Genomic DNA, 14511 nt, shown 5'->3' with positions numbered 1-14511 from the left:
CAGCGCTTTCACAGAGTATCTCGCCATGTTTATCTCTGTTAACGCTGCCATTCTCCGACATTTCACATCAGGCAAAGATTTTCTACTTTTAGGCAGAGAAAGCCGCGGCTGACGCGGTTTCCAGCCATTGAATGCCGCTATACAGGTGCGTAAGATTCCTTAACGGTATTTAAAAATAAGAAACATTTATGCAAGCCTCCATCTCAGAAACTCTTGATAAACAACATGAGCCAACGCCAGTGAACTCACGCAGTAAAGTCGTTATTGCTTCACTGGTTGGCACCGCCATCGAATTTTTCGATTTCTATATTTATGCCACCGCCGCGGTCATTGTCTTTCCGCATATCTTTTTTCCTCAGGGTGATGCCACTGTCGCCACGCTACAGTCACTGGCGACCTTCGCGATTGCGTTCGTTGCGCGCCCTATCGGCTCAGCGCTGTTTGGTCACTTCGGTGACCGTGTCGGTCGTAAAGCCACCCTGGTAGCCTCGCTGCTGACCATGGGGATCTCTACCGTGGTCATTGGTTTGTTACCCAGCTATCAGAGCATTGGCGTTCTGGCCCCGCTGCTGTTAGCACTGGCCCGCTTTGGTCAGGGCCTGGGACTCGGCGGCGAATGGGGCGGTGCGGCCCTGCTGGCCACGGAAAATGCGCCAGCCAAAAAGCGTGCGCTGTACGGTTCCTTCCCGCAGTTGGGTGCGCCCATTGGATTCTTTTTTGCCAACGGCACCTTCCTGCTGCTCTCCTGGTTGCTGACCGACGAGCAGTTTATGCAGTGGGGCTGGCGCGTGCCTTTTGTACTGTCTGCCGTGCTGGTCCTGATTGGCCTGTATGTGCGCGTGTCGCTACATGAAAGTCCGGTCTTTGCCAAAGTGCAGAAAGAGAAGAAGCAGGTGCGCGTGCCGATTGCCTCACTTCTGAGCAAACATCTGACGGCGACCATTCTGGGCACCTTCATCATGCTCGCCACCTACACGCTGTTTTACATCATGACAGTTTACTCAATGAGTTACGGCACCGCCGCCGCGCCTGCGGGGCTGGGCATCTCACGTAACAGCATGCTGTGGATGTTGATGATGGCGGTCATTGGCTTCGGCGTGATGGTCCCCATCGCGGGCCTGCTGGCTGACCGCTTTGGTCGCCGGAAAACCATGATCACCATTACGCTGATGATTATTGGTTTCTCATTCCTGTTCCCTGTGATGTTGGGTTCCGGCTCTCAGGCGCTGGTGATGGCCTTCCTGCTGCTGGGATTAAGCATTATGGGCCTGACATTTGGCCCGATGGGTGCGCTGCTGCCCGAGCTGTTCCCGACAGAAGTGCGCTATACCGGCGCGTCGTTCTCATACAACCTGTCGTCGATTCTGGGGGCCTCCGTTGCGCCATATATCGCAACCTGGCTGAACGTGCACTACGGCTTATATGCCGTCGGATTGTACCTGGCCTCTATGGCCTTCCTGACGCTGATCGCCCTGATTGCCTGTAAAGAAACCCGGCATCAAACGCTGTATGAAGTGTGATCTCAGGTCACGCTCATAAAAAAACCCGGCTCAGGCCGGGTTTTTTATGCGTTTTCGCGGCGAAAGCGCGCTATTTCGACTTAAGCCAGGCCATAAAATCATCGATAAAAACCCGGGTTTTTAGCGGCAGCAGACGGTTGGGTAAGGTGATGGCCCAGGGCGTCATCGGTGTTGTGTTTTCACTGTGCCAGTCCGGCAAAACACGACGCAGTGGACCATTAAGCAGATAGCCGTTTGCGATAAATCTACACACATTGCGCAGCCAGACTCTTCCCGAAGCGCATTTGGGGAAAAGGCGGGGACTGACTGAATGCCGACCCGACCCGCAGCGCACGGCTGTCGCTTCTGTCGCCGTATGCTATGCCCTCAGACATCATCACGAGTATTTTGCTGGCAACCTTACGGCTGGCATGTTCCTTATTCTTGCCGGGTGTCAGTATGTTGGTTACAGGAGCCTTTTACCGCCTGTTATCGTGTCGCCAGGCGCATGCTAAAACAAAAAGGCGCAGCCAGATGGCTGCGCCTTTTTGTCTTACATTTGCTGAAAACGGTGGCGGTGCGACTTAGCCTGCAACCGCGATGCGTTTCATATCGGTCATGTAACCACGCAGTTTGCGGCCAACCTGCTCGATAGGATGCTGACGAATGGCTTCATTAACGTCGCGCAGTTGGGCGTTATCCACCTGCGTGCCGTCAATAGCTTTACCCAGATCGCCCGGCTGCAGTGAGGCCATAAACTCTTTCAGCAGCGGCACCGCCGCAAAAGAGAACAGGTAGTTACCGTACTCAGCGGTATCAGAAATAACCACGTTCATTTCATACAGGCGTTTACGGGCAATGGTGTTCGCGATCAGCGGCAGCTCGTGCAGTGACTCGTAGTAAGCCGACTCTTCGATGATGCCAGCATCTACCATGGTTTCAAATGCCAGCTCAACGCCCGCTTTGACCATGGCAACCATGACAACGCCTTTGTCGTAGTATTCTTGCTCTTCGATTTTGCCGTCGAACTGAGGGGCGGTTTCGAACGCGGTTTTACCGGTCTCTTCGCGCCAGGTCAGCAGCTTCTTATCGTCATTCGCCCAGTCCGCCATCATGCCAGCAGAGAAATCGCCTGAGATGATGTCATCCATGTGCTTCTGGAACAGGGGAGCCATGATGGTTTTCAGCTGCTCAGACAGTGCGTAAGCACGCAGTTTCGCCGGATTAGACAGGCGATCCATCATCAGCGTAATGCCGCCAAATTTCAGGGATTCGGTGATGGTTTCCCAGCCAAACTGAATCAGTTTCTCAGTGTACGCCGCATCGTGACCTTCAGCCACCAGCTTATCGAAGCACAGCAGAGAACCGGCCTGCAGCATACCGCACAGAATGGTCTGCTCACCCATCAGGTCAGATTTCACTTCCGCAACGAAAGAGGATTCCAGCACGCCAGCGCGGTCACCACCGGTGGCAGAAGCCCAGGCTTTGGCGATAGCCATACCTTCACCTTTCGGATCGTTTTCCGGGTGAACCGCGATCAGCGTCGGTACCCCGAAGCCACGCTTGTATTCTTCACGGACTTCGGTGCCCGGACACTTCGGCGCCACCATAACGACGGTGATATCTTTACGGATGGTTTCGCCCACTTCGACAATGTTGAAGCCGTGTGAATAGCCCAGCGCGGCACCGTCTTTCATCAGTGGCTGTACAGCCTGAACCACGGCGGAGTGCTGTTTGTCTGGCGTCAGGTTAACCACCAGGTCCGCCTGAGGAATCAGTTCTTCGTAAGTGCCCACTTTGAAACCGTTGTCGGTGGCTTTGCGATACGAGGCACGTTTTTCGGCGATGGCTTCTGCACGCAGGGCATAAGAAACATCCAGACCGGAATCGCGCATGTTCAGGCCCTGGTTCAGGCCCTGCGCACCACAGCCCACAATCACAATCTTTTTGCCTTTCAGGAAGCTGGCGCCATCCGCGAACTCGTCACGCCCCATAAAACGACATTTGCCCAGTTGCGCTAACTGGTTGCGCAGATTCAGTGTGTTGAAGTAATTAGCCATGGGTACTCCGGTTAAATGTTGTGTTTGCTTTTGTCTGTTGACGGCGTGAGATTCAGCACCGCGAATGACCCCATCATATGACAGGATTTCTGTTGCTTAAATTGATATATTAACAACATTACATTGCAATAATCGCAATGCATTCCTGAGGTGGAACCTGTATGGATTTACGCGATCTCAAATTGTTTTTACATCTGGCAGAAAGTTGCCATTTTGGCCGCACCGCACGGGCCATGCACGTCAGTCCGTCCACGCTGTCACGCCAGATTCAGCGGCTGGAAGAGGATGTCGGCCACGCGTTGTTTCTGCGTGATAACCGCACCGTCACGCTCACCGAAGCGGGCGAAAGACTGAAGTTATTTGCACAACAAACCTTACTGCAGTATCAGCAATTGCGCCATGCCATGGATCTCAACGGTCCGTCACTCAGTGGTGAACTGCGCCTGTTTTGCTCGGTGACCGCCGCGTACAGCCATCTGCCGCCCATTCTGGATCGTTTCCGCGCCGAGCATCCTCAGGTGGAAATCAAACTGACTACCGGCGATGCGGCCGATGCGATTGAAATGGTCCAGTCGGGCAATGCCGATCTGGCGATTGCCGGTCGACCTGAATCGCTGCCTGCCAGCATTGATTTCACCACGCTGGGACTGTTGCCGCTGGGACTGATTGCACCTGCACTGCCCTGTCCGGTGCGCAGTCAGGCGACAGAAGAGGCACCGGACTGGTCACAGATTCCGTTTATCCTGCCCGAGCAGGGACCGGTCCGGCGGGCGATCGAGCTATGGTTCCGCCGTCATCGCATCGTTAACCCATTGATTTATGCGACCGTTGCCGGTCATGAAGCAATCGTGTCGATGGTAGCGCTGGGCTGTGGGATTGCGCTGCTGCCGGATGTGGTGCTGGAGAACAGCCCTGAGCCGGTACGAAACCGTGTGCTGCCGCTGGAAAGCGTGGCGTCCGTCGCACCGCTGGAGCTGGGTGTTTGTGTACAAAAAAAGCGGCTTGGAGAGCCGCTTATCAGTGCATTCTGGCACCAGCTATAGTTACTGGCCTGCCAGGAAGAAGCGGAATGCCGGGTTATGCGTTTCGTCGTGGAAATCGTAACCCAGGTCGGCAAGGTGCTCTTCAAAACGCGGTTCGTCGTTGCCAAGCTCGAAGGCCGTGAGGACCCGGCCGTAGTCCGTGCCGTGGCTACGGTAATGGAACAGTGAGATATTCCAGTGCGTGCCCAGCGTTTGCAGAAACTTAAGCAATGCGCCGGGCGCTTCCGGAAACTCAAAGCTGAACAGGCGCTCACGCAGCGGCTTGGAAGGCCGTCCGCCCACCATGTAACGCACGTGCAGCTTCGCCATCTCATCGTCAGACAGATCCACCACCTGATAGCCGTTTTCCGTTAACTGGCTGATGATCTCTGCGCGCTCATCCATCCCGCGCGTCAGCCGCACGCCCACAAAAATGCAGGCTTTGTCGGTGTCGGCATAGCGATAGTTAAACTCGGTAATTGAGCGACCACCCAACGTCTGACAAAACTTCAGGAAGCTGCCCTGCTGTTCCGGGATCGTGACCGCCAGCAGAGCTTCGCGTTGTTCACCCAGCTCACAACGTTCAGAAACGTAGCGCAAACCATGGAAGTTAACGTTAGCTCCCGACAACACGTGCGCCAGGCGTTCGCCCTGAATATCGTGCTGCTGGACGTATTTCTTCATGCCCGCCAGCGCCAGCGCGCCTGAAGGTTCTGCCACGGCACGCACATCTTCAAACAAATCTTTCATTGCCGCGCAGATCGCATCACTGTCCACGGTGACGATGTCGTCGAGATATTCCTGGCACAGGCGGAAAGTTTCGTTACCGATGCGCTTCACGGCCACACCTTCGGCGAACAAGCCCACGCGCGGTAAATCCACCGGCTCACCAGCCTCCAGCGCCGCTTTCAGGCAGGCCGAATCTTCTGACTCGACAGCGATCACTTTGATTTGCGGCATCAGCTGCTTGATGAGCACCGCCACGCCCGCGGCCAGACCGCCGCCGCCCACCGGAACAAAAACCCGATCGAGATGCGCGTCCTGCTGCAGCAGTTCCATCGCCAGCGTGCCTTGTCCGGCGATGACCGCCGGATGGTCAAACGGTGGCACAAAGGTGTAACCCTGCTGCGTCGCCAGTTCAATGGCTTTGGCTTTCGCCTCGTCAAAGTTGGCACCATACAGGAAGGCTTCACCGCCAAATGCACGCACCGCATCCACCTTGATGTCCGCTGTCGCCAGCGGCATGACGATCAGCGACTTGATGCCCAGCTTCGTCGCCGATAACGCAACGCCCTGGGCGTGGTTACCGGCCGACGCGGTGACAACACCGCGTGCTTTCTGCTCTTCATCAAGGCCGGCAATCATCGCGTAGGCACCGCGCAGTTTAAAACTGTGCACCGGCTGGCGATCTTCTCGCTTCACCAGAATGGTATTGCCCAGACGTGCAGAGATTTTTTCCATCTTCTGCAGTGGGGTAACCTGTGCCACTTCGTATACCGGTGAACGTAACACCGCACGCAGATACTCGGCACCGCAGGGCGCCTCGGGTAGCGGTTGAGCCTCAGCCATCTTAGCCTCCCAGCTTACTCTTATCGCGCACAGCACCTTTATCGGCGCTGGTCGCGAGCGATGCATAGGCGCGCAGGGCAAACGACACGTCGCGCTGACGGTTCATCGGCGTGTAAGCTGCGTCGCCACGGGCTTCCTGCTCTTCACGGCGGGCATGCAGTTCATTATCCGGTACGGCCAGTCTGATACCGCGGTTTGGGATATCGATATCGATGATATCGCCATCTTTCACCAGCGCGATAGTGCCGCCGTTAGCGGCTTCAGGTGAGGCGTGACCAATTGACAGGCCAGAGGTGCCGCCAGAGAAGCGACCGTCGGTGATCAGGGCACAACTTTTACCCAGCCCCATCGACTTCAGGTAAGTGGTGGGATACAGCATTTCCTGCATGCCCGGCCCACCTTTTGGCCCTTCGTAGCGGATCACAACCACGTCACCCGCTACCACTTTGCCACCGAGGATAGCTTCCACAGCGTCATCCTGGCTTTCATAAACTTTGGCCGGGCCGCTGAACGTCAGAATCTCTTTATCGACGCCCGCGGTTTTTACGATACAGCCATCTTCGGCAATGTTGCCGTAGAGCACGGCCAGACCACCATCCTGGGAATAGGCATGTTCGCGCGTACGGATACAGCCTTCAGCGCGGTCATCATCCAGCGTGTCCCAACGGCAACTTTGCGAAAACGCCTGAGTCGTTCGAATACCGGCTGGACCCGCACGGAACATGTCCTTCACCGCCTGATCCTGAGTCAGCATGATGTCGTACTGATCGAGCGTTTCACGCAGGCTCTGCTGCAGAATGTTACGGGCGCTGGTGTCAATCAGCCCGGCACGATCCAGCTCGCCGAGAATACCGATGACGCCACCCGCACGGTGCACATCTTCCATGTGATATTTCGGCGTGCTCGGTGCCACTTTGCACAACTGAGGAACTTTGCGTGACAGGCGATCGATATCAGAGATGTTAAAGTCCACCTCACCTTCCTGCGCGGCAGCCAGCAGGTGCAGAACGGTATTTGTAGAGCCGCCCATAGCGATATCCAGCGTCATGGCATTTTCAAACGCGGCTTTGGTGGCGATGTTGCGCGGCAGCATATTCACATCATCCTGCTCGTAATAGCGTTTGGTCAGGCTGACGATGCGCTTACCGGCGTTAATGAACAGCGCTTTACGGTCGGCATGGGTGGCCAACAGTGAACCGTTACCCGGTTGTGACAGGCCGAGAGCTTCGGTCAGGCAGTTCATTGAGTTTGCGGTGAACATGCCCGAACAGGAGCCGCAGGTTGGACAGGCGGAGCGTTCAATCTGCTCGCTGTCAGCATCGCTGACGTTCGGGTTAGCCCCCTGGATCATGGCATCCACCAGATCCAGCTTAATGATCTGATCGGACAGTTTGGTTTTACCGGCTTCCATTGGGCCGCCGGAAACAAAGATCACCGGAATATTCAGGCGCAGCGCGGCCATCAACATGCCGGGGGTGATTTTGTCGCAGTTTGAAATGCAGACCATGGCATCAGCACAGTGCGCGTTCACCATGTACTCGACAGAGTCGGCAATCAGCTCACGTGAAGGCAGAGAATACAGCATGCCGCCATGGCCCATGGCAATACCGTCGTCCACCGCGATCGTGTTGAACTCTTTGGCCACGCCACCTGCCGCTTCGATTTGCTCGGCAACCAGCTTACCCAGGTCACGCAGGTGTACGTGGCCCGGCACAAACTGGGTGAATGAGTTAACGACGGCGATAATCGGTTTGCCGAAATCATCGTCGGTCATTCCTGTTGCGCGCCAGAGGGCACGGGCACCAGCCATGTTGCGGCCGTGGGTGGTGGTAGCGGAACGGTACTTAGGCATGCTCTTTACTCCAGTCAAAATAAGATCGCGGACATCCAGCGACATCCGCGCAAGGTCTGGTTATGCGTTAACCGGGTCCAGCCAGCCCCATTTGTCTTCGGTCTCGCCGGTAAACAGGCCAAAGAATGCCTGCTGAATGCGTTTGGTGACGGGCCCACATTTGCCTTCGCCAACCTGAATGCGATCCACGCTGCGTACCGGGGTGATTTCTGCCGCCGTGCCGGACATAAAGACTTCGTCAGCCAGGTACAGAGATTCACGAGACAGTGCCTGTTCACGCACTTCGATGTCCATATTACGCGCCAGCGTGATGATGGCATCGCGGGTGATGCCCGGCAGTGCAGAGGAGGTAAACGGCGGGGTAAACAGCACGCCATCTTTCACTTCAAACAGATTTTCGCCTGCGCCTTCTGAAATCAGGCCATTGGTATCCAGCGCAATGCCTTCCTGATAGCCATGGCGGCGCGCCTCACTGCCTACCAGCAGGGAAGACAGATAGTTGCCGCCCGCTTTTGCTGCGGTTGGCAATGTGTTTGGCGCAACGCGGTTCCATGAAGACACCATGGCATCAATGCCGTTTTCCAGCGCTTCAGCACCCAGGTAAGCGCCCCACGGGAACGCTGCAACAATCACATCCGTGGTGAAGCCATCCGGTGGGTTCACGCCCAGACCGACATCACCCACGAAAGCCAGCGGACGGATGTAGGCGCTTTTCAGGTTGTTCACGCGAATCACTTCACGGCAGGCTTCCATCAGTTCATCAACGCTGTGCCTGATCGGGAAACGGTAAATTTTGGCGGAATCGTGCAGACGCTGCATGTGCTCGCGGTGACGGAAGACGACCGGGCCTTTGTGTGAGTCGTAGCAGCGCACGCCTTCAAATACCGAGGTGCCGTAATGCAGAGCGTGAGACATCACGCTGACTTTCGCCTCTTCCCACTTAACCATTTCGCCGTTGAACCAAATGAAATCTGCTTTCTTGGTGCTCATTATTATTTCCTTTCGCGACTACGCGCGGATTTGTTGTGATGTCTGTTGTTGAATCTGGACGCAGGCGACATCCATCAGTTTGCTTAACTGGGAAGACAGTAAATCGACAGAGCGCTGGCTGGCAACGGTCATTTCGATATTAATGTTTTCGGCGTTAGCCACAGTCGCCATGTTCATTGAACACACCTGAAAGCCACGATGGCGTACTACACGTAAAATGCGTTCCAATATTTCAGGTCGAAAGCGCGCTTCGATAGACAATTGATGCTGGTTCATACGGTTTTCTCCATCATGTTGGCGTTGCTGGCACCGGGCGGTACCAATGGCCAGACGTTTTCATGCTCATCAATTGACACGTGCAGGAAATAAGGACCTTCACTGTTCAGCAGAGCATCGATTGCGGCGTCGACCTGATCTTTACGGGTGATTCGCTGGCCCGGGATATCAAATGCGCTGGCCAGCGTGAGGAAGTCGGGGTTGTCGGTCAGGATGGTTTCACTGTAGCGACCGTCAAAAAACAGCTGCTGCCACTGGCGAACCATGCCCAGACGCTGGTTATCCAGCAGCAGAATTTTCACAGGCAGTTTGCCACGCTTAATGGTGCCCAGTTCCTGAATATTCATCATGATAGAGCCGTCGCCCGAGACACAGATGACGGTATCGTGAGGGCGCGCAACCTGTGCGCCGATTGCCGCAGGCAGGCCAAAGCCCATTGTGCCTAAGCCACTGGAGGTGATGAAATCTTCAGGCGCGTCACAGGCTATATGCTGGGCCGCCCACATCTGATGCTGACCTACGTCGGTGGTAACAACAGTGTTTGCCGGTTTGCGATCGGACAGTTGTTTCAGTAATAACGGCGCATAGATGGCTTCACCGGGATGATCGTAGCGCCACGCATGCTGTGCTTTCAGCGCCATGACTTCGTCGCGCCACGCCTGAATCTGTAAAGGCTGGCTCAGGGCCGGCAGGACATGGTTGAGATCGCCTTGCAGCGACACATGTGCACGGCGCAGCTTATTCAGTTCTGCAGGGTCCACATCCAGATGGATCACGCTGGCCAGCGGGGCGAAGGTGTCCAGTTTACCGGTGACGCGGTCGTCAAAACGGGCACCCACCGCGATTAACAGGTCGCAGGACTGGACGGCCAGATTAGCGGCCTTAGTGCCGTGCATGCCCAGCATGCCCAGATAACATTCGCTGTCGGCATCCACACTTCCCAGGCCCTTCAGCGTGGCAACAGCGGGAATGCCGGTTTCCTGCATCAACGCGCGCAGTGCCGGCACCGCTTGCGCCATGCCGACGCCACCGCCGACATACAGCATAGGTTTTTTGGCCTGCGCCATCATTGCCCGCGCGTCAATAATTGCCTGATGCGGCATCGACATCGCTTCTTCCACCGGCATCAACTGCGGTGAAGGTTCCCCTTTTGCCAGCTGAATATCCTTTGGGATATCGACTAATACCGGCCCGGGGCGACCCGACTGCGCAATGGCGAACGCCTCGGCCATCACGGAAGGCAAATCATCCAGCGATTCAACCATGAAGCTGTGTTTGGTGCAGGCTAACGACAGACCGAGAACATCGATTTCCTGAAAGGCATCCGTACCGATGAAGGCAGAAGCGACCTGACCGGTCAACGCGACAACCGGCACGGAGTCCATCATGGCATCAGCCAGGCCGGTGATCAGATTTGTTGCACCGGGGCCCGAAGTGGCAATGCAGACACCGGTTTTACCGGTTGAACGGGCATAGCCGATTGCGGCCATCACCGCGCCCTGCTCGTGACGGCACAACAGGTGTTCGACGCCGCCGTCGTATAGCGCATCGTACACTGGCATGATGGCGCCACCAGGGTAACCAAATACGGTATCAACGCCTTGTGCGCGTAAAGCCTGAACTACCCATTGTGCACCTGTCATCGTTATTCTCCTGTCGCCTGAGGGGAACAACAGAATTTTATGCTACTGTTCATTGTTTGTTCCTTGCAGATTTACTGAATTTTGCCAGGTCAAAAAAAAACCCCCGGACCTTTCGGTGCGGGGGGTTTTTTAGAGTTCTGGCTTGATTTTTAAGCCTTTCTTGCTCCAAGCGTTGCCCCGCACAGTGGGTTAATAATCACCACCACGCTAATCACGACAAGGCTAATCACTAGTAGAAGGGCTTTCATAACGTATTCGATTCTTTAACTCGTTCGAAGTAATGCCTACAGAGTTATCATAGTTAGTAGGCTAATTACAATATTTTTTATCAGGTTTTTTATTGCGGCCCATTGCGTTCTTTCGTTATCAATTTGTAATTAAAAGATTATTTTATTGAGCCCCGACTTTGACAAAAAAACCATGCCGATGCGGTTATACCGCGTTCAAAGTCCGGTTCCACAAAAAAAGCGTGCGGATGTATAGTGCGCAAAAAAATCACGGCGCAGCTTACATTTTGTCCTTTTGGCCCTCGCCGTCATTGAAGCGCCAGGGCAGACTTGCCGCATTTGGGAGCGGCCATGTCTTTGTCAAAAGTTATGACACGTGCAGCCATCGGGGTTGATGCGCCGCTGGTGACTATTGAAGTCCATATCAGCAACGGATTGCCTGCCCTGACGTTGGTGGGCTTACCGGAAACTACCGTCAAGGAGGCACGCGAACGTGTCCGTAGCGCCATCATTAACAGCGGCTTTGACTTCCCTGCCCGGCGAATCACCATCAATCTGGGCCCGGCCGATCTGCCTAAGGAAGGCGGGCGCTACGATTTGCCCATGGCTGTCGCCATTCTGGTCGCGTCTGAACAGCTCCCTGCAGAGAAGCTGGGCGGATATGAGTTTCTGGGCGAGCTGGCGCTAAACGGCGCTCTGTGTGGTGTACAGGCCGCCATTCCGGCTGCCCTTGCGGCGATTAAAGCTGGCAGGCAGTTGATTCTCTCAGCAGAAAACCAGACTGATGTGGGTTTAATCCGTAAAGGCTCAACGCTGGTAGCCGCCCATTTGATCGACGTTTGTGCTTTCTTACACAACAGGGGTGAACTCACGATTGCCACCGCCCACGCCGATAACACCGACGAAATCACAGACGATCTTCGCGATATTGTCGGGCAGGAACAAGGACGCCGTGCCCTGGAGATCACGGCGGCCGGTGGACATAACCTGATGCTGATCGGACCGCCAGGCACAGGCAAAACCATGCTTGCCACTCGTTTACCGGGCATCATGCCGCCATTAAGCGATCAGGAGGCCTTAGAATGCGCAGCGATAGCCAGCCTGAGTAATGCGGGCCCTGTGCATCATTCATGGCGTAAAAGGCCGTTCAGGGCCCCTCATCATAGTGCTTCACTGTATGCGCTCATTGGCGGTGGCGCATTGCCCCGTCCCGGTGAGATCTCGCTGGCCCATAATGGAGTGCTTTTTTTAGATGAATTGCCTGAATTCCAGCGCAGCGTTCTGGATGCATTGCGCGAACCCATTGAGTCCGGTGAAGTCGCGATTTCGCGAGCCAGGGCTAAGGTGGTTTACCCTGCACGCTTTCAGTTAGTCGCTGCGATGAATCCCAGTCCGACAGGACACTATCAGGGACAGCATAACCGCACCTCGCCGCAGCAGATTTTACGCTATCTCAGCAAACTTTCCGGCCCCTTCCTTGATCGCTTTGATCTGTCGCTGGAGGTGCCATTGCTACCGCCGGGACTGTTAGGCCAGCAACAGCAGACGGGAGAAAGTTCTGTGGCGGTACGCGAGCGCGTGCTTGTTGCCCGGCAAAGACAGATTGCGCGTTCAGGAAAAATCAACGCTCATTTAGCTAATGCGGAGGTATTACGGTGGTGTGCGCTTTGTTCAGCGGATGCGAAGTGGCTGGAGTCTGTTTTAAATCAGTTGGGCTTATCAGTACGGGCGTGGCAGCGGATCCTGAAAGTGGCGCGCACGGTGGCCGATTTGGCCGGTGAAGAGACGATCAGCCGTTATCATTTGCAGGAAGCCGTCAGTTACCGAAGCATTGACCGCCTCATGACCTATCTTCATAACAACCTGCAGTAAAAAGGGGCTTTCGCCCCTTTTCATTAATCGTCGCTTTCTGTGTAGTCTTCAACGGTATCCATTTGTGGCTTACCGCCTGACAGCGTGTGAAAACGCTTAGGACGCTTGATACGGGTCATGTATTTGGACCAGACACGTTCTGCTTCCGTCTGCGGCTCACGGACACCACGACATACCTCGATGAACAAACGCTCTTCTTCTGTCGCTGGTTCACGTTTGGCAAGATCCAGCTCATTAAACGCGACGCCGTGGCGTTCAAGTAGCTGTGCTTCTTTAATCGTAAAGTCCCCATGACGCGAAAATCCGCGTGGGTAATGTTTGTTATCAAAGAAACGATTTTCCGTTGAGAAGCTTTCCGCCATGTTACACGCTCCTGTTTCTCTTATGGCCGTGCTATTTATGGCGCGGAGTATTAGATACGCTTGACAGAGTGTAAAACAAAACATTTAAATCTATACGACAAACAAATTTTGGGAGAAGGCTGTGGATACGGAATTACTGAAAACTTTCCTGGAAGTGAGCAGAACTCGCCATTTCGGGCGTGCTGCAGAAGCACTTTACTTAACGCAGTCTGCTGTCAGTTTTCGCATCCGCCAGTTAGAAAACCAACTGGGAGTGAATCTTTTTACCCGACACCGCAACAACATCCGTTTGACCTCGGCAGGTGAGCGTCTTTTGCCTTACGCGGAAAGTCTGATGAATACCTGGCTTATGGCGAAGAAAGAAGTGTCGCACACGCAGCAGCATCATGAGCTGTCCATTGGTGCCAGCGCCTCACTTTGGGAAGCCTATCTGACGCCATGGCTTCAGACACTCTACGAAAACAGGGAAAGTCTGCACCTGGAAGCGCGTGTGGCGCAGCGTCATTTGTTAGTTAAACAGTTGCATGAACGCCAACTGGATTTATTGATTACGACGGAAGCACCAAAGATGGATGAATTGACCAGCCAGCAGATAGGTCATATTTCGCTGGCACTGTTTCGTTCCCGGCAGACCGAAAAGCGTGAGAAATATGACTATATTAAGCTGGAATGGGGCGCGGACTTTCATCAGCACCAAAGTTATCTTTCCGGCGGGGACGATGTTCCGGTATTAACAACGACATCAGCACAGGTGACGCGTGAATTGTTGCACACGACAGGAGCCTGCGCGTTTCTGCCCGAGTTCTGGCAAAGCTTGTACAGCGACCTGATAGTGATGCCCGATACGTCTGTGGCGGTGCGGCCTTTGTATGCGGTATGGCTGCAAAACAGTGATCAGCAGACGTATATCCGTCAGTTGCTGAAGTTTCCAGTCGTGCCGAATTAAAGAGAGGGAAGAAAGCGAGGATTAAGCCAGTCTTTGCTGGCTGGTTTTCTGTTTTGCTTTTCTTAAGGCAAAAAAAAATCCTTCGCATACGCAAAGGATTTTTCTTTTTCTGGCAGGGGCGGAGGGACTCGAACCCCCAACACCCGGTTTTGGAGACCGGTGCTCTACCAATTGAACTACGCCCCTAAAAAGG

13 protein-coding genes and 1 tRNA gene are annotated in these 14511 nt (G+C 54.7%); 4 read left to right on the top strand and 10 right to left on the bottom strand.

All coding sequences use genetic code 11. The features are described from left to right. Positions 1 to 188 precede the first annotated feature (188 nt). Entirely contained in the window at positions 189 to 1520 is a 1332-nt protein-coding gene (locus tag RAC65_RS12805; protein WP_033738323.1) for an MFS transporter, read from the top strand. Positions 1521 to 1590: 70 nt separating this feature from the next. Here the strand turns inward: RAC65_RS12805 and RAC65_RS12800 are convergent, their stop codons facing one another. Then, entirely contained in the window at positions 1591 to 1773 is a 183-nt protein-coding gene (locus tag RAC65_RS12800) for a hypothetical protein (protein ID WP_054632899.1), read from the bottom strand. Between the two features lie 310 nt (positions 1774 to 2083). Further along, on the bottom strand, positions 2084 to 3559 hold the full coding sequence (gene ilvC, locus RAC65_RS12795; RefSeq protein ID WP_033738325.1) for a ketol-acid reductoisomerase: 1476 nt from the start codon (positions 3557 to 3559) through the stop codon (positions 2084 to 2086). Positions 3560 to 3720: 161 nt separating this feature from the next. Here ilvC and ilvY point away from each other — a divergent pair, with 161 nt between their 5' ends. Next, on the top strand, positions 3721 to 4602 hold the full coding sequence (gene ilvY / locus RAC65_RS12790; RefSeq protein ID WP_039342836.1) for an HTH-type transcriptional activator IlvY: 882 nt from the start codon (positions 3721 to 3723) through the stop codon (positions 4600 to 4602). On the opposite strand, the gene ilvA is transcribed toward ilvY, so the two are convergent. The 6 genes from ilvA to ilvL form a co-directional block, all read right to left on the bottom strand. Then, complete coding sequence (gene ilvA / locus RAC65_RS12785) at positions 4603 to 6150, bottom strand: threonine ammonia-lyase, biosynthetic (RefSeq protein WP_006121157.1); 1548 nt, start codon at positions 6148 to 6150, stop codon at positions 4603 to 4605. 1 nt (position 6151) lies between these two features. Further along, entirely contained in the window at positions 6152 to 8002 is a 1851-nt protein-coding gene (gene ilvD, locus RAC65_RS12780) for a dihydroxy-acid dehydratase (RefSeq protein ID WP_006121158.1), read from the bottom strand. A 60-nt stretch (positions 8003 to 8062) separates the two neighbouring features. Further along, complete coding sequence (locus RAC65_RS12775; protein WP_375096780.1) at positions 8063 to 8992, bottom strand: branched-chain amino acid transaminase; 930 nt, start codon at positions 8990 to 8992, stop codon at positions 8063 to 8065. 18 nt (positions 8993 to 9010) lie between these two features. Then, complete coding sequence (ilvM, locus tag RAC65_RS12770; protein ID WP_006121160.1) at positions 9011 to 9268, bottom strand: acetolactate synthase 2 small subunit; 258 nt, start codon at positions 9266 to 9268, stop codon at positions 9011 to 9013. Further along, a complete protein-coding gene (gene ilvG, locus RAC65_RS12765) occupies positions 9265 to 10911 on the bottom strand; it encodes an acetolactate synthase 2 catalytic subunit (RefSeq protein WP_006121161.1) in 1647 nt (548 codons plus the stop codon). Before ilvG ends, ilvM begins: the two co-directional genes overlap by 4 nt. A 149-nt stretch (positions 10912 to 11060) precedes the next feature. Continuing rightward, entirely contained in the window at positions 11061 to 11159 is a 99-nt protein-coding gene (ilvL, locus tag RAC65_RS12760) for an ilv operon leader peptide (RefSeq protein WP_071785161.1), read from the bottom strand. Positions 11160 to 11489: 330 nt separating this feature from the next. On the opposite strand from ilvL, the gene RAC65_RS12755 reads away from it, so the two are divergent. Continuing rightward, positions 11490 to 13010: a YifB family Mg chelatase-like AAA ATPase gene (locus RAC65_RS12755; protein WP_164482722.1), complete on the top strand. Its 1521-nt coding sequence runs from the start codon at positions 11490 to 11492 to the stop codon at positions 13008 to 13010. 23 nt (positions 13011 to 13033) lie between these two features. On the opposite strand, the gene RAC65_RS12750 is transcribed toward RAC65_RS12755, so the two are convergent. Next, the gene (locus RAC65_RS12750; RefSeq protein WP_006121163.1) at positions 13034 to 13372 is read right to left on the bottom strand and encodes a DUF413 domain-containing protein; all 339 of its coding nucleotides are present in this window, start codon (positions 13370 to 13372) and stop codon (positions 13034 to 13036) included. A gap of 121 nt (positions 13373 to 13493) precedes the next feature. Here RAC65_RS12750 and hdfR point away from each other — a divergent pair, with 121 nt between their 5' ends. Beyond that, the gene (gene hdfR / locus RAC65_RS12745; RefSeq protein WP_006121164.1) at positions 13494 to 14318 is read left to right on the top strand and encodes an HTH-type transcriptional regulator HdfR; all 825 of its coding nucleotides are present in this window, start codon (positions 13494 to 13496) and stop codon (positions 14316 to 14318) included. A gap of 110 nt (positions 14319 to 14428) precedes the next feature. Here hdfR and RAC65_RS12740 read toward each other — a convergent pair. Next, a tRNA-Trp gene (locus RAC65_RS12740) sits at positions 14429 to 14504 on the bottom strand. Positions 14505 to 14511: the final 7 nt, after the last annotated feature.

This window comes from Pantoea sp. BS_8, from assembly GCF_041954965.1.
GTDB lineage: Bacteria > Pseudomonadota > Gammaproteobacteria > Enterobacterales > Enterobacteriaceae > Pantoea > Pantoea stewartii.
This window is presented reverse-complemented; position numbering and strand designations above follow the sequence as displayed.